This window comes from Chryseobacterium koreense CCUG 49689 (assembly GCF_001045435.1).
GTDB lineage: Bacteria > Bacteroidota > Bacteroidia > Flavobacteriales > Weeksellaceae > Kaistella > Kaistella koreensis.
Genome location: NZ_LFNG01000016.1, coordinates 1 through 20,714, shown reverse-complemented (window position 1 = coordinate 20,714; position 20,714 = coordinate 1). Strand labels below are relative to the sequence as shown.

General features: G+C 39.2%; 26 protein-coding genes and 1 pseudogene. 13 read left to right on the top strand and 14 right to left on the bottom strand.

The features are described 5' to 3' along the window. Window positions 1–54 precede the first annotated feature (54 nt). Complete coding sequence (locus tag ACM44_RS11450; RefSeq protein ID WP_048500249.1) at window positions 55–459, bottom strand: acyl-CoA thioesterase; 405 nt, start codon at window positions 457–459, stop codon at window positions 55–57. 133 nt (window positions 460–592) lie between these two features. Between ACM44_RS11450 and dnaA the strand changes: the two genes are divergently transcribed. The 3 genes from dnaA (at window position 593) to ACM44_RS11435 (ending at window position 3,331) form a co-directional block, all read left to right on the top strand. Next, the gene (dnaA, locus tag ACM44_RS11445) at window positions 593–2,047 is read left to right on the top strand and encodes a chromosomal replication initiator protein DnaA (RefSeq protein ID WP_048500183.1); all 1,455 of its coding nucleotides are present in this window, start codon (window positions 593–595) and stop codon (window positions 2,045–2,047) included. A 96-nt stretch (window positions 2,048–2,143) separates the two neighbouring features. Further along, window positions 2,144–2,605, top strand: coding sequence for a low molecular weight protein-tyrosine-phosphatase (locus tag ACM44_RS11440; protein ID WP_048500182.1), 462 nt, complete (start codon window positions 2,144–2,146; stop codon window positions 2,603–2,605). 27 nt (window positions 2,606–2,632) lie between these two features. Beyond that, complete coding sequence (locus tag ACM44_RS11435; protein ID WP_048500181.1) at window positions 2,633–3,331, top strand: SAM-dependent methyltransferase; 699 nt, start codon at window positions 2,633–2,635, stop codon at window positions 3,329–3,331. Between the two features lie 4 nt (window positions 3,332–3,335). Here ACM44_RS11435 and ACM44_RS11430 read toward each other — a convergent pair whose 3' ends face one another. The 5 genes from ACM44_RS11430 to gldB all read right to left on the bottom strand — a co-directional run bounded on the left by ACM44_RS11430 (window position 3,336) and on the right by gldB (window position 6,913). After that, window positions 3,336–3,734: a hypothetical protein gene (locus ACM44_RS11430; protein ID WP_048500180.1), complete on the bottom strand. Its 399-nt coding sequence runs from the start codon at window positions 3,732–3,734 to the stop codon at window positions 3,336–3,338. An 83-nt stretch (window positions 3,735–3,817) separates the two neighbouring features. Next, a complete protein-coding gene (locus tag ACM44_RS11425) occupies window positions 3,818–4,291 on the bottom strand; it encodes an Mpo1 family 2-hydroxy fatty acid dioxygenase (RefSeq protein ID WP_048500179.1) in 474 nt (157 codons plus the stop codon). A gap of 82 nt (window positions 4,292–4,373) precedes the next feature. Continuing rightward, entirely contained in the window at window positions 4,374–5,591 is a 1,218-nt protein-coding gene (locus tag ACM44_RS11420; RefSeq protein WP_262486482.1) for a cystathionine gamma-synthase, read from the bottom strand. A gap of 2 nt (window positions 5,592–5,593) precedes the next feature. Further along, window positions 5,594–5,920 (bottom strand): gliding motility protein GldC, encoded by a 327-nt coding sequence (gldC, locus tag ACM44_RS11415; RefSeq protein ID WP_048500177.1) that lies wholly within the window; start codon window positions 5,918–5,920, stop codon window positions 5,594–5,596. Between the two features lie 12 nt (window positions 5,921–5,932). Then, window positions 5,933–6,913, bottom strand: coding sequence for a gliding motility lipoprotein GldB (gene gldB / locus ACM44_RS11410; protein WP_083993719.1), 981 nt, complete (start codon window positions 6,911–6,913; stop codon window positions 5,933–5,935). A 43-nt stretch (window positions 6,914–6,956) separates the two neighbouring features. Here gldB and ACM44_RS11405 point away from each other — a divergent pair, with 43 nt between their 5' ends. The 6 genes from ACM44_RS11405 to ACM44_RS11380 all read left to right on the top strand — a co-directional run bounded on the left by ACM44_RS11405 (window position 6,957) and on the right by ACM44_RS11380 (window position 10,580). After that, window positions 6,957–7,472 (top strand): GNAT family N-acetyltransferase, encoded by a 516-nt coding sequence (locus tag ACM44_RS11405; protein WP_241477178.1) that lies wholly within the window; start codon window positions 6,957–6,959, stop codon window positions 7,470–7,472. 123 nt (window positions 7,473–7,595) lie between these two features. Then, window positions 7,596–8,030: a carboxymuconolactone decarboxylase family protein gene (locus tag ACM44_RS11400; RefSeq protein WP_048500176.1), complete on the top strand. Its 435-nt coding sequence runs from the start codon at window positions 7,596–7,598 to the stop codon at window positions 8,028–8,030. A 191-nt stretch (window positions 8,031–8,221) separates the two neighbouring features. After that, window positions 8,222–9,013, top strand: a complete 792-nt coding sequence (nadE, locus tag ACM44_RS11395; protein WP_048500175.1) for an NAD(+) synthase — start codon at window positions 8,222–8,224, stop codon at window positions 9,011–9,013. Window positions 9,014–9,121: 108 nt separating this feature from the next. After that, window positions 9,122–9,649, top strand: a complete 528-nt coding sequence (locus tag ACM44_RS11390; protein WP_053215465.1) for a ribonuclease domain-containing protein — start codon at window positions 9,122–9,124, stop codon at window positions 9,647–9,649. A 36-nt stretch (window positions 9,650–9,685) separates the two neighbouring features. Next, a complete protein-coding gene (locus tag ACM44_RS11385) occupies window positions 9,686–10,291 on the top strand; it encodes a hypothetical protein (protein WP_053215464.1) in 606 nt (201 codons plus the stop codon). Window position 10,292: 1 nt separating this feature from the next. After that, window positions 10,293–10,580: a barstar family protein gene (locus ACM44_RS11380; protein WP_048500174.1), complete on the top strand. Its 288-nt coding sequence runs from the start codon at window positions 10,293–10,295 to the stop codon at window positions 10,578–10,580. Between the two features lie 100 nt (window positions 10,581–10,680). On the opposite strand, the gene ACM44_RS11375 is transcribed toward ACM44_RS11380, so the two are convergent. Then, complete coding sequence (locus ACM44_RS11375) at window positions 10,681–11,919, bottom strand: hypothetical protein (protein WP_048500173.1); 1,239 nt, start codon at window positions 11,917–11,919, stop codon at window positions 10,681–10,683. A 26-nt stretch (window positions 11,920–11,945) separates the two neighbouring features. Beyond that, on the bottom strand, window positions 11,946–14,414 hold the full coding sequence (locus ACM44_RS11370) for a TonB-dependent receptor domain-containing protein (protein WP_048500172.1): 2,469 nt from the start codon (window positions 14,412–14,414) through the stop codon (window positions 11,946–11,948). A 191-nt stretch (window positions 14,415–14,605) separates the two neighbouring features. Between ACM44_RS11370 and ACM44_RS11365 the strand changes: the two genes are divergently transcribed. From ACM44_RS11365 to ACM44_RS11355, 3 genes are all read left to right on the top strand, one after another. Continuing rightward, window positions 14,606–15,283 carry a response regulator transcription factor gene (locus tag ACM44_RS11365; protein ID WP_048500171.1) on the top strand — a complete coding sequence of 226 codons (678 nt, stop codon included), beginning with the start codon at window positions 14,606–14,608 and terminating at the stop codon, window positions 15,281–15,283. Between the two features lie 33 nt (window positions 15,284–15,316). After that, on the top strand, window positions 15,317–16,351 hold the full coding sequence (locus ACM44_RS11360; RefSeq protein WP_048500170.1) for a sensor histidine kinase: 1,035 nt from the start codon (window positions 15,317–15,319) through the stop codon (window positions 16,349–16,351). Window positions 16,352–16,488: 137 nt separating this feature from the next. After that, the gene (locus ACM44_RS11355; RefSeq protein WP_048500169.1) at window positions 16,489–17,070 is read left to right on the top strand and encodes an IS1096 element passenger TnpR family protein; all 582 of its coding nucleotides are present in this window, start codon (window positions 16,489–16,491) and stop codon (window positions 17,068–17,070) included. 166 nt (window positions 17,071–17,236) lie between these two features. Here ACM44_RS11355 and ACM44_RS15360 read toward each other — a convergent pair whose 3' ends face one another. From ACM44_RS15360 to ACM44_RS11335, 6 genes are all read right to left on the bottom strand, one after another. After that, a complete protein-coding gene (locus tag ACM44_RS15360) occupies window positions 17,237–17,383 on the bottom strand; it encodes a hypothetical protein (protein WP_160304027.1) in 147 nt (48 codons plus the stop codon). Window positions 17,384–17,595: 212 nt separating this feature from the next. Continuing rightward, window positions 17,596–17,895, bottom strand: a complete 300-nt coding sequence (locus ACM44_RS11350) for a type II toxin-antitoxin system RelE/ParE family toxin (protein ID WP_048500168.1) — start codon at window positions 17,893–17,895, stop codon at window positions 17,596–17,598. Continuing rightward, entirely contained in the window at window positions 17,888–18,139 is a 252-nt protein-coding gene (locus ACM44_RS11345; RefSeq protein WP_048500167.1) for a type II toxin-antitoxin system ParD family antitoxin, read from the bottom strand. The genes ACM44_RS11350 and ACM44_RS11345 overlap by 8 nt, the downstream gene beginning before the upstream one ends. 232 nt (window positions 18,140–18,371) lie before the next feature. Continuing rightward, window positions 18,372–18,872: a hypothetical protein gene (locus ACM44_RS11340; protein ID WP_152669348.1), complete on the bottom strand. Its 501-nt coding sequence runs from the start codon at window positions 18,870–18,872 to the stop codon at window positions 18,372–18,374. Window positions 18,873–19,118: 246 nt separating this feature from the next. Next, a complete protein-coding gene (locus ACM44_RS15865; protein ID WP_262486481.1) occupies window positions 19,119–19,250 on the bottom strand; it encodes a hypothetical protein in 132 nt (43 codons plus the stop codon). Between the two features lie 249 nt (window positions 19,251–19,499). After that, window positions 19,500–20,090, bottom strand: coding sequence for a hypothetical protein (locus ACM44_RS11335; RefSeq protein WP_160304025.1), 591 nt, complete (start codon window positions 20,088–20,090; stop codon window positions 19,500–19,502). A gap of 320 nt (window positions 20,091–20,410) precedes the next feature. On the opposite strand from ACM44_RS11335, the pseudogene ACM44_RS15985 reads away from it, so the two are divergent. Continuing rightward, window positions 20,411–20,536: pseudogene (locus tag ACM44_RS15985) on the top strand (IS91 family transposase); the annotation flags it as partial. Window positions 20,537–20,714 lie beyond the last annotated feature (178 nt).

Here is a 20,714-nt window from a genome sequence, read left to right as displayed (position 1 = left end):
ATGCTATGCGGCAAAGACGCAAGCTTCCAATGCCTTAACTTGCTTTTCTCGGCCTTAAAATTCTTTTTCAATAAGTTTCATCAGAAAATCGGGACATTTTACCGGTCGTTTTGTTTTGGAATCAAAAAAATAAAGCGTAGTTTTGGCTTGAGTGATCAGCTGTTTGGAATCGTTATAAATTTCATATTCAAACTCGATTCTCACCCCTGGAATTTTTTTGACATAGGTATGGATTTCAAGGACCTGGTCATACAAAGCAGGTTTCAAATATTTGATCTGAAATTCTGATACAGGCAGCCAAATTCCCCGGTTCTCGATCTCGTCATAAGGCATCCCGAGAGTCCTGAAAAGTTCCACTCTTGCCACCTCGAAATATTCGGCATAATTGCCGTAGTAAACATATTTCATGGGATCGGTTTCGCCGTAACGTACTCTTAATGAGTGGATTGTATGTATCATTTTAAGCATTTAATAGATCATACAAATATATTTTTAAATAATCAATAGGACAAAAATTTTTTTTTGAAAATTAAAAATGAGATATTTGTCTTCTCTCAAAAATTTTAACCGACGGATAAATTGTAGCACGAAAATGGATGAAAACTTAACGCTTGTGTGGGGAAAGTGTCTTCAGTTCATGAGGGATAATCTGAACGCCGCTGAAGACAACACAGACCTGAAAAAACTAGAAAATTCTTTTGATTTATTGTTTGATAACGTGCAGCCGGTTTCACTGGTGAGCAATAATCTTACGCTTTTAGTCCCTAGTGATTTTTATAAAGAATATATTGAAGACAATTATTTGTCTTTGCTTTCTGCTGCGTTAAAGAAAAATATCGGTAAAGGAGTTAAATTATGGTATTCCGTCATGGAAAACAAACCTGCAGGTCAGGAAAAACCCATCACCGTAAATGTGAAAGGGAAATCCATTTCCACTCCGAAAGTTCAGGAAACTTTGCCGCCGGCTTTTTCTCAGAATCTGATCAATCCTTTCGTGGTTCCGGGAATGAAAAAGGTCAACATCGATTCTAACCTGAAAGCGGATTTTTCGTTTGATAATTATGTGGAAGGGGAGAGCAACAAATTCGCATCAACAGTTGCAAAATCAATCGCAAAAAGACCGGGTGCAACCGCATTTAACCCATTGTTCTTGTACGGAGGTTATGGCGTCGGAAAAACCCACCTCGGACACGCAATCGGTTTGGAAGTGAAAAATGCTTTTCCGGATAAAGTGGTTTTGTATTTGTCCTCGGAGAAATTCATCCAGCAATTCGTTTCCGCTGCAAAAGCCCACAAACAAACGGAATTCGCGAATTTCTACCAAATGGTGGATGTGCTCATTATTGATGATATCCAGTTCCTTTCCGGAAAAAAATCTACACAGGACAGTTTCTTCCATATATTCGATTATCTGCACCAAAACGGAAAACAGATTATCCTGACTTCAGATAAAGCGCCGGTGGATATTTTGGATATTCAGGACAGAATCGTCTCCAGATTTAAATGGGGACTTTCTGCCGAAATCAAATCTCCGGATTTTGATACCAGAAGAAAAATCATCGTGGACAAATTAAGCCGAGACGGAATTGTTTTGACTGAAGACATGCTGGATTTTCTCGCTTCAGAGGTGAAAACCAATGTTCGGGAACTAATCGGAGTGATCAACTCTGTGATCGCATATTCCACCATTTATAAATCTGATCTTTCGCTCGAACTCTTAAAGGAGACCATCAACAAAATTGCGGCAAACCAAAAAAAGGTCATCAATATTCCTTATATCCAAGACGTAGTTTGCGAGTATTTTGGGATTCAGCGTGAACAGCTTTTGTCTAAAACCAGAAAAAGAGAAATCGCTTTGCCGAGACAGCTCGCGATGTATTTCGCCAAAGAATTTACCAATGCCACTTTCACCAAAATCGGTGAGGAAATGGGTGGAAAAGACCACTCCACGGTCATGTATGCTTGCGACACCATCAAAGATGTCTCTAAAATCGATAAAGAACTTAAAAAGTACGTCAAAGAATTGACTGAAAAAATCAAACAGTAGAAGTACGATTGACGAACTGAAAATATAAATGAAGGGTAGTGATATTCTTCATTTTTTTGTAAATTGACATTTCTTTATAACTCATCACTCACACTTATGAAACTATTAATGGTCTGTCTGGGAAACATCTGCCGAAGTCCGCTCGCGGAAGGAATCATCAGGACGAAGCTTCCGGAAAATTTCACCGTAGATTCTGCCGGAACCATTTCCCTGCATGAAGGCGAACAGCCTGATAAAAGAGGCCTCCAAATCGCCAAAACTCATGGGATCGACATTAGCGGACAGCGATCGAGACCGATTACCAAGCGAGATTTGATGGAATTTGATAGAATCTACTGCATGGATTTGCAGGTGTATGAAGACGTGGTTTCCATGGCAAAAGATGAGGAACAACGTAAGAAAATTTCACTGTTTTTGGAATCTGCTGGTGAAACTGGCGATCATATTGAAGTGTTCGACCCCTATTGGAGCGAGATGGATGAGTGGGAAAAAGTATATCAGATTCTTGATCAAGCATGCTCCGCCATTGCAGAAAAACTCACTACAAGATCTTCGTAATTCATAATTCATAATTCGTCATTCAACATGCTGTTTCTGATTCCTGCCTACCTCTCCGAAAACTCTCCGCGCGATTTTTTCGCACCGGTGATCAAAGAGTACATTTTAAAGACCGATTACTTCTTCGTGGAAAATGAAAAAACAGCGAGGAAAGTCATCAAATTTTTTGCACCCGAAAAAAAGCAGCCAGATTTGAAACTGTTTATTTTGGATAAATATTCTGAAAATGCAGATTTAAAGGAAGCGCAAACTTTAATGAAAAGCGGCCAGGATTTCGGGTTGATTTCCGAAGCAGGACTTCCGTGTATTGCGGATCCGGGAAATTTGATGGTGAAGTGGTGTCATGAAAATAAAATCAAAGTCATTCCCATCAATGGACCCTCATCGATCATTTTGGCATTGATTTCAAGTGGATTTAACGGACAGGAATTTACCTTTCATGGATATCTGCCGATTGATAAATCAGAAAAAAAACAGAAAATTCAATGGCTGGAAAACCAGGTCCAAAAATCGGGATATTCGCAGATCTTTATGGAGACACCCTATCGAAACAATCAGCTGCTGGAAGATTTGATTCAATTTCTTAATCCTAATACGAAACTCTGCATCGCAGCAAATATCAACGATCCGGAATCGGAATTCATCAAAACGATGCCCATGAAGGAATGGAAAAAAAATAAGCCGGAACTTCATAAAATCCCGGCAGTGTTTGTGTTGGGCAGATAATCCCTTATTTTTGGTAATGATAGGTGAATCCATCCACATTGTCGTCTGCCAAGACCAGATTGGTCGCATCGATCTGCATTACGATTTTTTCACTGTTGTTTGAAAAGACCATGTAGGTTCTTTCCATATGATCAGTGCTGGTTACGCCTTTCTGCAAGCTGTAGGTTCCTTCTTTGGTCACCACGTCGTTTTCGGTGATGGAGTATTGATAGGTTTCGGTAAGTTTCAGTTTTTTCACGATTCCGGTAGATTCGGGAGTTTCGATGATGTTTCCCAAACCACCATTGGTAGTTTTCCAATTCCAGGTTCCCACATAGAGGTCGTTGGCAAGCTCATCGTCTCTTTTCCCGCACTGAACAAAAAATAAAAGTACCAGCGGAAGAATTAAAAGCAATTTTTTCATTTCTTGAAATTTTCTTCAAAATTAGTTATTTGCGGCTAAGGAAACTTTATTTTTAATTTGAAAATTTCGAATTCTGACCAAAGTCAATATTTGATTCCCCATTTCTTTAGGAGAAAGTGCAGCAGCCAAATCGGTCCCACCAGCAGAAACTGCAAATCTTTCAAAAAACTCGGTTTTTTGCCCTCGATTTTATGTCCATAAAACTGACCAATCCATGAAAGCACAAAAACTGAAATAAACACAACCCACGATTGATGCTGAAATTTGATGTTCACGAAATAGGTGAAATGCTCCATCAAGAGCATCAAGAAAATCATCATCAGAGCAATCCTCCATGAAAGCCTGAAATAAAAAATCGTTACCAAAACAATCGCGACAATAGAAGCGATACTGATCATCCCAAAATATTCGATAAAGATGTGGGACGAAGGAATCAGCGAAATAAAACCCAGGATGCTCCAAAAAATTAATGGTACGCAAATCCAGTGGATCGTTTTGTTGGTCTTGTTTTGGTGGCTTTCCGCATATTCAGCGAAGAGTTGGTCGATTTTTCTCATTTTAAATTCATTTTCACTTAAAACAAATTTAAATAAAAAAACACATCGAATTGATGTGTTTTTTATATCATCCACTGATGAATTATGATTTAAACGCTTTTTCCAAATCTGCAATCAGGTCATCTTTGTCCTCAATTCCTACGCTAAGTCTCACCAGATCGTCGGTAATTCCCAATTCTGCCCGTTTTTCTGCAGGAATCGAAGCATGGGTCATCAATGCAGGATGGTTTGCCAGAGATTCCACGCCGCCCAAACTTTCCGCTAAAGTGAAGACTTTCAGTTTTTCTAAAAATGAAATTGCATCTTCTTTTTTTCCTGATTTAAAAGTGAATGAAACCATTCCACCGCTTTCCCGCATTTGTCTTAAAGCCAAATCATGTTGCGGGTGAGATTTCAATCCCGGATAGAAAACTTGGTCCACCGCCGGATGATTTTCCAGATATTTCGCGATTTCCAGACCATTGTCAGAATGTCTCTGCATCCTTAATGCCAAGGTTTTGATTCCCCTTAAAACCAAATAGGAATCGTGAGGTCCAAGAATTCCTCCGCTTGCAAATTGGATGAAGTGCAGCTTTTCACCAAGTTCGGCATCTTTCGCAATGAGCGCTCCTGCAATCACATCGGAATGACCTCCCAAATATTTCGTCGCGGAGTGCATCACGATATCTGCTCCCAAATCTATGGGATTTTGAATATAAGGTGATGCAAAAGTGTTGTCCACTGCAACCAAAATGTCTTTTCCCTTAACCAATTCGGTCACCGCTTTGATGTCCACCAACTTCATCAAAGGATTGGTCGGTGTTTCCAGCCAGATCAGTTTGGTCTTATCGGTGATTAAGCTTTCGATTTTCGAAACATCATCGAAATTCACGAAGGTAAATTTCAGTTGGTATTTTTCGAAAAGCCTTACAAACATTCTATAAGAACCGCCATATAAATCGTCAACCGAAATTACTTCATCTCCCGGATTCAGTAATTTTAGGACACAATCTATTGCAGCCAGACCGGAACCGAAAGCCAATCCTCTCGCTCCGTTTTCGATGGAAGCCAAACTGTCTTCCAATGCTTGTCTTGTGGGATTTGCAGCTCTGGAATATTCATATCCGGAATGGATTCCAGGTGATTTCTGGGCAAAAGTGGAAGTTAAAAATACAGGTACATTTACAGAACCCGTTGCTGATTCGTGGTGTTGACCACCATGGATTACTTTCGTGTTGAAATTCATAATATTTTTCTTTTGGCGGCTGGCTTTAGACGTTTGGCAACTAACAACGCGACAAAAGTCTAAAGCCGGTCGCAATTCTACATTTTTATCGCAGCTTTCTGTGCATATTCTTCTGCCATCACTTCCAGCCAATCGGCGATGTCTTCTTCACCGGTTGCTCTTTCGTAGGTACTTGCCAAAGAAAGTAAAACCTGGTGGATAAACATTTTCATGTGGTCAACCGGCATGTCTTTCGTCCATAAGTCGATTCTCAGGGCCTCACTTTTTTTATCGTCCCATACCGAAATCATGGTTGCTTTGGTTTCCTGCTTTTCAATTCCGCCGTCTTCGGCATTCCAGGTCATGGTTTCCGGCACGTGGTTTTCGTCCAGTTCTACATCTATGGTAATTTGGGTTTTGCGCATTTCTGTCTTAGATTAATTTTTTGGTTTATAATTGCTTTGATTAAAGATTTCCGTGGCATTCATTTTCAGAAAGTCCTGGAGTTTTGTCTTCGGGTTTTCTTGGAAGAATTTCCTGCAGATTTGCCAACCTTCAAAAATACCGATTTGCGGGGAAGATTCATTATCTATTTCGGTATAAAATTTTGAAAAAGGGCCCGGTTTGATGAAACGGTCGATTAACCTAGTGTCATCGCTGAACACCAAGTTGTTTTCCACAAAATAGTTCCAGATATTGACTTCATTCGCCTTTGCCCATTCATACTGTTTTTGGGTGTAATTAATTTTCAGATAATCTGGAAAATCGGGCAAGAACGCATCCTGCAGGATCATCAGTTTTCCTTCGTAAACCAGTTGGTCAATAAACTTTTGGTGGTCATAATTTTTAACCACAAAGAATTCTGCAAGAGTTTGGGAAGTCTTCGGAAGGATGTTCGTGGGGTTCATGGATTTTTGGAAATAATTTTCCAGACCGCTGTAAGTCGGATTATTTTCACCCATGAAACCGGAAACATCAATAAAGAGCATTTGCTGTTCCGGCTGATAAAAAACAGGTTCCATGATTCCCTGTAATGCGGAAGAATAAAGGAAAACTTTCGGTTCCTTAAACTGTGGGTAATAAAATTTGATGTGGGAAAACAGATCTGTCAATTCCTTGTTCAATTTCGCAGCATCAATTTTCGCGATGGCTTCTCTGTAGATTTTCGCCTCCGCTGCATCGGCTCTTCTTTTGGCAAAATCCTCATCGGGAACCGTTCCCTGAAACCATGGATATTTTTGCTTAAATTCTTCCAGCGGAACATTCAAGTCATAAAACTCCTTTGAAATATCAGTAACTTCCACTTTCGAGACAGGATTCTTGATTTCAATGTTCCATGGGTTTTCATCTTCCTTTTTGCACGAATTCATCATGGAAACTATGATGGCCGAAATCATTAAAAATCTAAAAAACTTCATTATTTTTACATCAGATTTAAAGGTGTAAAAATACGGAAAATTAATGGCAAAAATATGTATTGAAACAGAGCGGTTAATTTTGCGTGAATTGGTTCCCGAAGATGCGGAAAGAATGTTTTTGCTCGACCGCAATCCCGAAGTCATGAAATATCTGGGGGTGAAACCTTTTTCCAAAAAAGCGCTAACCCGGAAAATGATCCGGGATATCAGGCGGCAATATGAGGTGAATGGAATCGGCAGATGGGCGGTGGTGGAAAAATTATCAAATCTATTGATCGGATGGAGCGGCCTGAAATTTCTGGAAGTAGAAGTTAACGGCTACAAAAACGTTTACGAATTGGGATATCGATTTTTGCCGGAATTTTGGCGAAAAGGTTACGCGATGGAATCAGCAATTGCATCCTTAAATTATGGTTTTGAAAATTTGAATCTCGATGTCATTTATGCTTATTCAGACACAGCCAACGACGGATCAAACCATATTTTACGGAAATTGGGATTCAAACCGGAAAATTTATCGATCCTATTGATGGTGAAGAATGCTTTTGGTTTGAACTGAATCGGGAGAATTTCAAACCCTAAAATCAGTGTGCCGATCCGCCGTTAATCTGCATTTCATGGGAATTCGCAAGATGATTCGGAATCATGATCTGAATAAATGTAAAATTTAAAATTATAAATAATGATGACGAGAATGAATGTGAGCGAAATGGAACCAAAATCCTACGAGATTCTTTTGGCTATGGAAAAATATCTTGCCACCACCGATTTAAGTCACCGGTTGCGGGAATTGATAAAAATTCGGGCTTCACAAATCAACAAATGTGCATATTGTTTGGAAATGCACACGAAAGATGCCCGGGAAAATGGCGAAACCGAACAGAGAATCTACGCCCTCTCTGCTTGGGAAGAAAGTCCTCTGTTTACCGATGCAGAAAGGAGTGCGCTCCATTTCACCGAGCAAATTACAGAAATCTCTAAACAGGGCGTAACTGATGAGGTTTATGAAAATCTGAAAAAGCACTTTACTGAACAGCAAATTGCACAGATGATTATCGCAATCGGTCAGATCAATTTCTGGAATAGGATTGCAGTTTCTACAAGGATGGTTCACTGAACTGATCGATACGCAAAGCGTTCCGCAGAAAGACATCCTTGAAATTTAAAAATGGAGATGGGAAACGGGGATGTTGAAAAGCATGGAGGATGCTGAATTTTGAGCAGGCATTTTTTAAGGAATTAAATACATCAGAAACAAAGTAACGCAAAAGAGAATATCATTTTAAAAAAAAATATACAGAGTATTTTATGCAAACACAAAAAATCATTGACCATATCGTGAACTGGCTGAAAGATTATGCGCAAAAAGCCGGTGTAAAAGGCTATATCATCGGTGTTTCGGGCGGTGTGGATTCCGCTGTGGTTTCTGCGCTTTGTGCGATGACCGGACTGGATTTGCTGATGCTCGAAATGCCCATTCGACAAAAATCAGAAGAAGTGAACCGTGCATGGGAACACATGAACGATATCACTGAAAAATTCCCCCATGCAAAAGCGATGACCGTTAATCTGACTCCCGCCTTTGAGGAACTGCATAAAACCTTTAATGTGAAAGACCAGGAATTTCCTGCAGAAAAGCTCGCTTTTGCAAATACCAGAAGTAGATTGCGAATGTTGACACTTTATTATTATGGTCAAATCAACTCACTTTTGGTTTGCGGAACCGGGAACAAGGTGGAGGATTTTGGGATCGGATTCTACACGAAATACGGCGATGGAGGAGTAGATGTTTCCCCAATCGCAGATTTATATAAAACTGAAGTTTATCAATTGGCAAGAGCGCTAAATCTTGTGGAATCTATACAGGAAGCGGTTCCGACTGACGGACTTTGGGATGTGGACAGAACTGATGAGCAACAAATTGGTGCCACTTATCCGGAACTCGAAAAAATCCAAAAAGAGTGGGGAACCAAATCTGAAGAAGATTATTCCGGAAGAGATTTGGAGGTCTTCAACATCTTCAGGCGGATGAACCGTGCAGCCCAACATAAAATCCAACCGATTCCCATTTGTGATATTCCGGAACAATGGCGTTCATAGGCAGAAGTTGCGACTGATTCCATAAGATGTGATGCAAAATAAATCAGAAATTCCAAAATAACATAAAGCTTCAAACCTACCTGTCGGCAGACAGGTCTCAAACCAGAAATGAATAACCCAAAAGTCAAATTATTCCTCTATTTCATCATCGGAGTGCTTTCAGCATTTTTGGCGATGTATTTTTTTAATAATAATAAGGTTGAAAAGAATGACACCGCCCAACAACAAACTGCGGAAGCGGTCTCAAAAAAAGTGGAGAGCGTTTCTGAAAACAGCGAGTCAGCCAATGAAAATTCTTTTGATGAAAATTCCATTGAAAATTTAACGGATGAAACCCTTGTCATTAATTATGTGAAAGCCCACAAGCAGCTTCCTGCTTATTACATCACAAAATCGGAAGCCAGAAGAAATGGATGGAATCCTTCACAGGGAAATCTCTGCGATGCCGCACCGGGAAAAGCAATCGGTGGAGATCAATTCTCAAACCGCGAAAAAAAGCTGCCCATAGGAAATCAATATTTTGAGGCAGACGTGAATTTCTCATGCGGGCAACGCCAAGCGGACCGCATTGTTTTTACGAAAAAAGGGGAGGTATGGCTCACAAAGGACCATTACCGAAGTTTTCAGAAACGGTAAACTAGGGTTGAATTTTTTGAACCGGTTCATGTTTTTATGAAAATTATTAATTATTTTCTTGCAGTCTCGATGGTCATTTCCTGCAAAAAGGAACATGTACCGAAACCCGTAATTTCTATGCATCCGAAAACAATTCTGATTCAACCTTTTAAGGGAATTGCTTCGGTTCACGTGGACGAAATTGCTTCTGCAATTCGTGAAATTTATCCTGAAATCAAAGTATTGAAAGCGATTGATTTTCCGACAAACAGCTATTATGCACCCAGAAACAGATACCGTGCAGATTCCATCATCAAATATTTAAGTTCCATGGCTCCCGAAAATACGATCATACTTGGATTGACGACAAAAGATATCAGTGCGACAAAAGGATCTAATCCTGATTTTGGGATAATTGGATTGGGATTTCGGCCGGGAAACGCCTGTGTGGCTTCTTCTTTTCGACTTAGAAACGGGAATAAAAATGAACAGTTTTCTAAAGTCGCAATCCATGAATTAGGGCATACTCAGGGACTGCCGCACTGCAGAGAAAAAACCTGCTTTATGAGAGATGCGGAAGGTGGAAACCCCACTGATGAAGAGAAAGATTTCTGCAAAAAATGCAAAGAATTTTTAAAAACAAAAAATTGGAATTTTAACTGATATGAATACAATTTACATAGACTTTACAGAAATTGGCGATTATGAAGATTTCTACGCCCAACTCAAAGAAAAGCTTAAACTTCCCGATCATTTTGGTAATAACCTGGATGCACTGTATGATTCCATCACCGGTTTTGTGGAGTTGCCGCTGCACATGGAGTTTGTCAATATGAGTGTGGATCAGCTGGAAAATTTTGAGGATTTGCTTGTCACCTTGGAGGACGCGGAGGATGAGCTGGATGATTTCACTTTCAGCTATTACCTGGAGCAATATGAAGATGAAGAATAGATCTCAAGATTTTGGGACTGCCAAAAACCGGAAACCGCCTCAGTTGGTAAACTGAAGCGGTCCGGGAAAAAATATTTCTGAAAAAACAGAAAGAAATTAATTAGTTTCCTGCGTCTGCCACAGTGAATGAAGTCAATCCAGACCATCCTTTTGCCCAAGCAGGCAAATCTGTTCCGGAACCAGCTCCGGTGGCATTTGAATTAAAAGTGATATTTGCAGTAAGGTTTGCTGCGAGTGCATTTGCATCCGGGAATGCGGTGCTTGCTTTTGCTTTCACTGCCGTACCTACGCTTAATAAGTTGATGTTATTTAGTTTCACACCGCTCAAGAACCAGTTGTAAGTTCTGTCGGTTTCGAAATCTAGACCGGTTGCAAAGTTTGAAATTACCACGTTGTCAAAAATACCGTTTGATCCCGCTCTGATCTTCATCCCTTGAGATTCTGAACCTTTCAGGTTTCCGATCAAAGTAAAGTTCTTGATGGTAGGATTAGAGACTCCTCCGTTTGCACCGTTGGTAGTATTTGCGTCGGTATCTTGCGTATCAGCTTCAATTCCTCTGTTTCCTGGTTCAGCATTGTTTAGATATTCTTTTTTTCTGGCAGCATAAACATACTCTGCATTTCCCTGCCAACCTTCAGTCCAGTCAAAGCTGTCATCACCGTTTCCTAATAAAAGGAGGTGGTCCACATTTACGTTTCCACCGAAGAATTCGATTCCGTCGTCACCACCGTCAATGACTGCGATGTATGAAATTGAAGTTCCGCTTCCTACTCCGAAAAGGGAAAGTCCGTTGAATTCCTTCTCAGGATTATATTTGAAACCACTGTCTTTGATGACCACATATTTCATTGATCCTGAATTGTCGGTTTTGTTGGTTCCACCATAAATCATGTCTCCTAATTCAGAAGTTGAAGTTCCGGAAGCACTTCTGTTGGTTGGAGCATTTCCTAAGATCACGATTCCACCCCAATAACTCTGTCCGTGTGCTACACCTTCGAAAATAATTGGTTTCTCAGCAGTACCGTTTGCCTGGATTTTTCCGCCTCGGTCCACAATCAGGTAAGTTGCACCTTGAGCTCCTTTGATCACGGTTCCAGCTGGAATAATCAGCGTTGCACCGCTTTCAACCAAAAGTTTCCCCGTCAAAGTGTAAGTTTTGGAAGGATCCAAAGTCACCGTAGTTCCGGACTTGATGGAACCTTTGAAATCTGCCGGGTTAATTCCGTTGGAAGGAGTTTCAGTGGGATCGTCGTTGCTTCTGCTGCAAGAGGTCGCTACCATAGAAGCGGATGCCATTAAGGTCAAGCAAAATGCTGCACTTAAAATGTTCTTTTTCATAATTAATTTTTGATTTATTTTATTTGTTAAAATTTGTAGGATAGATTGAGTCCGAGCTGCCTTCCTTTGGTGTAGTTTTTATGGTCATAACCTACCCCTTTCACCACTTGCTCAATTTTGTTTTCGGAGTTGATTAAGTTCTTTGCACTGATTCCGATTCCGATCTGGTTGAACTGCAGTTTTAAGTTGGCATCCAGCAAATGGATTGGGCTTTCATAGAAATTTCCAACATTGTTTGTTCCCAGCGCAAATAAACTTTTTCCGACATAGGAATAAGAGATCACGAAATCCAAAATAGAAGCTGAGCTGAATTTTTGGTTGTAGCCCAAGTTTACATTGGCCAGAAAATCTGCCACACCTTGAACTTTATCCTTGGTTTGCCCGCTAAACTGGATCACTTTTCCTCGGTTTTCATTGGCCAGTTCTGATTCAGATTTCAGTTCCTGCTCAGAATGCATATAGGTTCCGTTTAAGAAAGTATAAAGTTTGGCGTTATTCCACTTAAACAGGTCTTTTCTGATTTCCATTTCCGCTCCCACTACATAGCCTTTGTTGGCAATGTTGAAATAGGTCATGTCACTGGATGCTGCAGTAGAATAGGTGGTTCTGGCGATTGGGTTCAGAAGGTATTTTCCGAATGCGGTTACTGAAATTACTTCACCGGATTTTGGGAACAATTCCCATTTCAAATCCGCATTGTAAATATCGGATGGATAAAGATCCTGGTTTCCATACACGTTTGTAGTCACGTCATAGTATGCAATCGGGACCAATTCCTTCGCTTGCGGTAAACTATAGGTTTTCGAAGCCGCAAATCTTAAATTTTGAGAATCGCTGAGGCTGTATTTCATATTGAATGCCGGCAAGAACTTGGTGTAGGTTTTGTTGCTTTTTCCCTGCTGGAAAATCACATCGTCCCATTTGCTTTTGATGTCCACGTAATCTATTCTGGCACCCAATTGCGCTACGAACCTGTCGCTGAATTTATAATCCAGATTGGCAAAACCTGCCTGGATCATCTGCTCAAAATTGTAATAGAACGGCTTGTATCTTTCAGCATCTGGTCGGAAAGTGTTGTAAACAAAAAGTCCATTATTATAGGAATTGATGAAGGCATCAATATTATTGGGGTCTAAAGCCACGTTCGACGTGAAATTCATACCGATGGTGGTGTTGTTGAATTTTCGGTCCTTGTAGCTGCCATTATACCCGAAATTGACTTTCAATTTCTCGAAATCCTTGGTAAGGCTCACCAATCCGTTGAAAGTATTATCTGTCAAATCATCAAAATAGCGGTGATTGTTCACTGCACTAGCTGCGATCAGCTCTTTAGTTTCGGCGTTCAAAGTGTTTTGCAGCCGGTCCGGTCTTTTGCTGCTCAAATAGTTGTATCCGAGTGCCCAGTCAGCAGTCCAGGAATCAGTGATTTTGTGGTTGCCATACAGCTGGTTGATCACCGTGGAAGTAACTTTGTTGTCACCTCTGTTGATGATCACATCGTTTCCGATTTCACGCATATAGCCTTGGAAAAATCTAGCATCCTGCTCGGAAGAATGGATGAAGTTGGTGGTAAAATTCAGCCTGTTTTTAGGATTCAATTTATAGGCAACATTCAATACTGCGGTGGTGTTGGTTCCGTAAGTATATCGGTCCACATCCAGTTTTTTCAGGGGCTCTCCCTCTGAATCATAGAATCCTTCTCGTCCCTTGCTGTAAACGTAGTTGTTATCAAAACCGCCATAAAGGAAAAATGCAAACTTTCCTAAATTGAATCCACCCTCGATATCCAGATTGGAATTGTACGGATTCGGTTCGTTCTTGAAATTCCACTTGGTGGAAAATGGGTATATCTCGTATGGATTTCCTGGTCTGAAAGTAGTTTCCTTGTATCCGAAAAAACCTGGGCCGCCATCTTGCAGCTTAAATTGCCCTATGTTGACAGTCTGCAGATTGATGCTGCTCCCGATTCCTACTTTGAAATACGGCTTACCGACATGTTCTTTAGAAACAATATTGATGTTTGCACCTCCGAAATCCCCGGAAAGTTTCGGATTGTAAACTTTGTCTAAGGAAATATAATCGATGATGGAAGTCTTGAAGATTTCCAGATCAATGTTTTTGAACTCCGGATTGTCAGATGGAATCGGGAGTCCGTTTAGGGTGGTGGCATTGTATCGGTCACCCAAACCACGGATCACAATTTGTCCGCTTCCTTCCTGTTTCTGTGTTCCGGTTGCTTTGGTGACCGCGGTGGCCACATTGCTCACGCCCTGTTTTTCGAGTTGGGCAGAACCCACTCTTTCAATGATCTCTACGGATTTCTTTTGGGTGTTGATGATGTTGCTTTCGGTTCCTTTTCTTGCGGATCCGGTAATCACCACTCCTTCAATCTTTTTTTCTTTTTTGATAGAATCTTTTCTTCCATCTTGCGCGTAAAATACGGAAGATGATGCAGTTAAGAATAACGCTGCAATTGTCAGTCTGTTAATTTTCATTTTTTGCTTTCTCTTTACTTTTTCCTGTTGCAAAGAAATGAGGAATTAAAATCAAAGCTGTTTAGAGAGTTTTAAATCTTCTTTAAGAAATCTTTAAGGATTTTGAAGTGATGTTAAGAAATCGTGAACTTTCGGTCGGGCGGTATTTTAAATGCTAAAAATGGCTAACTTTGAAAGGTTAAAAAGTAGAAATGAATCAAAAAAAAATTCTTTTGATTGATGATGAAATGGACATTCTGGAGCTCCTTTCATACAATCTGGAAAAGGAAGGCTATATGGTCTATACCGCCAATAACGGGAATGAAGGGATTGAAAAAGCAAAAAGCATAGTTCCGGATCTCATCCTTCTAGATGTGATGATGCCCGAAAAAGACGGAATCGAAACCTGTCAGGAATTAAGGAAAATCAAGGAACTGCAAAAAACGCTCATCGTTTTTCTTTCTGCAAGAAGTGAGGAATTCTCCCAGTTAGCAGGTTTCCAGGCAGGAGCTAATGATTACATTGTGAAGATTATCAAGCCGAAAGTCCTTATTTCTAAAGTCAATGCGCTTCTGCAGCTTACTTCCAATATATCCGATTCTTCCAAACTCATCGAAATTGGTGATTTGATCATTGACAAGGACAATTTCAGGGTGACCAAAAATGGACAACAGTTTTTGCTTCCCAAGAAAGAGTTTGACCTGCTTTATCTTTTGGCGTCAAATACAGAAAAAGTTTTTAAACGCGAAGAAATCCTGGAAAAGGTGTGGGGAAGCGATGTGATTGTTGGCGAAAGAACCATAGATGTACATATCAGAAGACTTCGCGAAAAACTGGGCATTGAATCCATCCAAACTTTGAAGGGTATCGGATACAAATTAGTTGTGTAACTTTGTGAATCCTAATAAAAAAGGGTTCGTAAAATGAAATTCCAGCGCCTTACTTTATTTGCGTCTATCGTACTCACTGCAGTCGTGCTCATGGTGGTCTATATTTTTGACAACGTGAAGCACGAATTCTCAGATACTGACCAGCAGTTTTTCCTCACCGTCGGGATCAGTTCCGTGCTGATGTTGTTGATAAACTATTTCATCATCGATTTCCTGCTGAATTTTTATGGGAAAAGACAGATCAGAAAAATTTCCACCATTCTTCCCGGAGATATCATTCATGACGACGAACAGAGCTTGAACTTTCAGGAATTGGGCGAAAGGGTTTCGGAAATGAGCCAGAAAAAGACCACCGAAATAGACACCATGAAGGAAATGGAAACCTACCGGAAGGAATACATAGGAAATGTCTCCCACGAAATGAAAACCCCGCTTTTCTCCATCCAGGGTTATGTGGAAACACTGATGGACGGCGGAATCGAAAACCTCAATATCCGCGACAAATACTTAGACCGGATCGACAAATCCGTGGAGCGGCTCTTGAACATCGTGAAAGATCTGGACATGATCAACCAGTTCGAAAGTGGCGAGATTACTTTGAACAAAAGCGATTTCGATATCAATCTCCTGGTTCGCGAAATCATCGATCTGCTCGATTTGGAGGCGGAAAAGAAAAGTGCAAAAGTGTCATTGCACACCACTACAAACCAGTTGATGGTAACGGCGGACAAGCAGAAAATTTCCCAGGTTTTAATTAACCTCATTTCTAATGCCATTCATTATTCAAACCGGGAGGAAGCCAAAATCACAGTGAACACGGCCGTTCTGAAAAACAAAGTTCTAGTGGAAGTGGAGGACAACGGTATGGGAATCAAACCGGAAGCGCTGCCGCGGATTTTTGAGCGCTTTTACCGGGTGGAATCCAGCAGGAACAGGAAGGATGGCGGCTCCGGTTTGGGACTGGCGATTGTGAAGCATATTCTGGAAGCGCACCACCAAAACATCAAAGTGGAAAGTGTGTATCTGGAAGGCACTAAATTCAGCTTTTTGCTGGATCGCGCGATCTAGTTTTGGGGCTGAATTTAGCGAAATATTTTTAGAAAAAAAGCGGTGAAAATATTTTCTTGTGCAAAGCCAATTGTTTTATATTTGTACCCGAAATCAAAATCCAAAAACAAACACAATAATCTTATTTAAAAGTAAAAATGGTTTATAAAATCCGTATCATTTTAGACACCAAAGATGACATTTTCCGGGATGTGGAAATCAAGGAAAATCAGAATTTATGGAATCTTCACCTTGGAATCAAAAGTGCTTTTTCGCTGATGGGCGAGGATCTGTCACTCTTCAATATTCTGGATGAGGATGGCGTGATTGTGAAAACAGTTCCGCTGGAGGATATGAGCGACGATGGTGATGGCGAAATTATGAGCGATGTTTACATCAAGGAGGCCTTTGAAAAAGTAGGTGATAAAATACACTTCCAGTACGGTTTTATGGATCTGTGGGAATTTTTCTGCGAACTCGTAGAGATTATCGATGAAAAACCGGCCGTGAATTATCCGATCACCGTTTTCCGCTTCGGAAATATGCCGCTGAAAGCACCAACTAAATCAGGCGGAGCAAAAAGTGCCAAAAATGCAGCGATTCCTTTGATGGAAGACGATTTTGGAACCTTCGATGAAGAATTCAATTCAGATGGATTCGAAGATGAAGACGACGAAACTTTTGATGAAGAAGAAGATTTCGTGGATGACAATTTCGAGGATGATTTGGATGAAGAATAAAAATTGAAGCAAGATAAAAAAACTAGCATAAAAGCTAACTTCTTGCCGTAATAAAAAATAGGGAATCCGTCTCAAAATAAAATTGGAGGCGGATTTTTCTTTTTTTGCGTCGTTTCAGTTTTTGGGGAAGATTAAAAAACCGTAGCACGAAGGTTTTGTCTTTAACTTAAAAGAAATCCGTTACGAAAGCCAAAATGCCGGCAGAAACCTTGCGCTCCTGATCTTTAAAGTCGCCAAAACCGACAGCAAAGGCTACACGAAGAACATCTACCAAAGCAGCGAGCATGACTGCAAAGGCTGCCAAGCGCCACAAAAAAAGCAGCCTTCCAAAAAAACTGCTTTGTATCTTTAAATTCTGAAATCAAAAAAACCCATAAGGGGGGCCAAAATGCCGCCGAAAAGCTACCGGAACTAGCCTGTCCTGAGCGCAGCGAAGGATCTAACGGGCTTTCATTTGGCTCCGCCGACCCTCCGGTTTCTTGTCTTGCAGACAAAACGAAAGCTTAGTTATTAGGCGTAGTTTTTTTATTCTTTGATTCGTTTCTTTAAATCCATTTCAGCTCCAAGAAATCTTTCAACTTCAATTTCTGCTTGGCTCAGAATTCTGTAAAAAATTATATGTTTGTTCGCTAGAAATCCATAAAATTCCTTGTCAATTTCTGCGTAGTTTTTTCCAATATTTGGATTTTCAGCGAGAAGTTGACAAAAATTTATCAAATCATCATAGTATTTATCAGCTTGATTTTCTGACCAAAATTCAAATGTATATTCATAGATTTTGGATAGATCCTCAACGGCTTTATTTGTTAAAAAATATTTAGCCATTATTTCTCATTTTGGCTTTTAAAGATTCTAAGTGTTTTTTCGGATTAAAATCTACTGCAATTCCACTTTCAATTCCTTCTTGAATTGCATTTTTTAAAATCTGAACCTTATTTTCTTCTTCTTCCAAAAGTCTTAAACCAGCTCTAATGACTTCGCTTGCGTTTTTATATCTTCCTTGCGAGACTTTATTGTCAACAAAATCTTCAAAATAATTTCCTAAAGAAACAGATGTATTTCGTCCCATTTTATTTAATTTTTTAATTACTAATTCAAAGTTACCAAATTTTGGTAATTTAAACAAATGTTTCTATTTGAAACTGCGCTTACAAAATTACGCCTAACGTTTGGGTATTTCTTTTGGCGGGACTTGTTATAACCAGCCTTTGTAAATATAACAAAAAGTACAAATAGAGAAAATCTTCGATGAAAACTTCAACCCCGTTCTTTGTCATAGAATATGTTAGCTGCTGCCACAATTACTGTTTCTCAATTCCTAAGAATGTATTACTAATTTTTGAGTAGTAAATCTTGACGGTAGTATTTATGTCAACCGATTCATAAACTGAATTTTTTACAGCAACTAATTCGTTATCAACCTTTAAAAATTTAATTTGCTCTTTTTTCATTTGCTGTCCCCAAATTTTAGGAAATAAATTTCCGAGGATTGGAATATATAAGGATCCTGATCCAGCTTCATATTCAGTTTGTGAAATTTTATCATTTACGTTTCCTGTAACAAAGTATTTTTCATTTATTTCTAAATCTTTTCTGTACTTGGAATTAAGTAAATAGTTAGAGAAAATAGCTATCAATAATCCGAAACCATTGATTAGAAGTATATTCTCAACTGAAAACGATTTTTGATAAACTTGTGCAAAATCAAATATTAAGACTCCAAAAACTATAACAATTGAAATTAAGTTTCCAATTATCATTTCCTTCTTAATATTTGCTATATCTTCTTTTTGTAATGTCATTTTGGAAGTGGTTGCTGCTAACGGTTGGGTATTTCTGTTGGCGGGTCTTGTTATTACCAGCCTTTGTAAATATAACAAAAAGTACAAATAGAGAAAATCTTCGATGAAAACTTCAACCCCGTTCTTTGTCATAGAATATGTTGAACTAAACCTCCGGTAGCTTTCCCATTCGCCGTTTTATTAACTTTGTTTTTATTAACCTTTTAAAAACCTATAAAATGGCTACAAAAAAAATCTCCGGAGGATTTAAGGACGAACAAAATCCTGAATCGTGCCTCGAGCGAAGTTAACGGTTTTGCCGAACTGCTGCAACGCTTCGAAAGAAATATTTCCATCCTGGGCAGAAGCAAACGGACCTTCGATAATTACTCCCGTCATGTATCATGCTATTAAGAAAAACCGTAGAAATCTACTCCCAAAGGCTACCAAGCGCCACAAAAAAAGCAGTCCTTCTAAAAAACTGCCTTTATATCCTGAATTCTAAAAACGATATCCCCACAAGAGGACTATTATGCTGCTCGAAAGCTACCGGAGCTACCGTTCAACGGGCTTTCATTTGGCTCCGCCGAACCTCCGGTTTCTGGTCTTGCAGACAAAACGAAAGCTTAGTTATTATCTGCAGTCTTTTTACATTTCATAAAGCGTTGTAAAACAATCAACTCTATAAGTTTCAATACGCAAAATATATTCATTTACATTTTTAGAATCATTAAATAATTTATAAACTCGACCATTTTCTTTATCTAAAATATACGAAGGTCTTATTCCATTTTTTCTATCTTCTACAATTTGCTTATATAATTTTGAGGTTCTTTCTAAACAATTATTCCCTTCCTCATCTTTATACTTTGATTTACGAGGTGACCACAATACAAAATCATTAAATAATTCTGGTTTTTTTTCAAGCATATCTTCGGTATTTAAAATACTTGTAATTAACTGGATGAAAATTTGTTGCTTTTCATCCGCGCTTAAATTTAATTGCAATGCAGAATTGTTAAGCTCTTTTTCAAAAGTTGTATTTGTGTTTGCAAATTTACTTTTTTCAGTTTCATTTTTAAAATTCCAAAAATCAAAATACATATTTGATAAAAAGGGAATTGCGTAAAATTTACTTCCTTTTTGAAATACTAAGATTTCATCATAATCTGTTTTGTCAATATTTCGATATAAAGAAATTGCCAAAGAATCAAATTCTACTTTCTTTATTTTTTCCATTTTTTTGTCCATAAATGGAAATCTTTTAAGAACATTATCTACACTTCTCTGTTCATTGTCGAAATTTTCCTTTTGTTTTTCATTATTACAAGAATAGACGAAAATGAAAGATAAAACTAAAAAAAATTTTATGGGAAATTTCATTGTAAGGAAGTGTTTTTGTAAGATCCTAACTAACGTTAATTCTTAATATTGATAATCAACTTATTACAAAATCGATATGCTCGTTAGTCAGCCCAAATTTAGTGATTTGTTTTTGAATGCTTTTTACCATTCCCATTTTTCTTTTTTCGTCTAAGAAAAGATATTGAATTTTTGTCCCCCACACCATGCTCAGAAAGTGCCGGTGTTGTAAGGAGGGAAACCTCTTTACCATCTCTGTTTTCGGGCAGCGCGGCCCGCCGCAGGATTTTCTTTTCGTTACCCAAAATGTGCCTGCAAAATAATTTGCGGGTAAGGGAACCTGTATTCTTCAGCGAAGAAAAACCGCAGAAACGCCCTACCAAAGGCTACCAAGCGCCACAAAAAAAGCAGTTCTTTTGAAAAAACGGCTTTGTGTATCTAAATTCTAAAAACGATATCCCCATAACAGGACCAAAATGCCGCCGAAAAGCTACCGGAGCT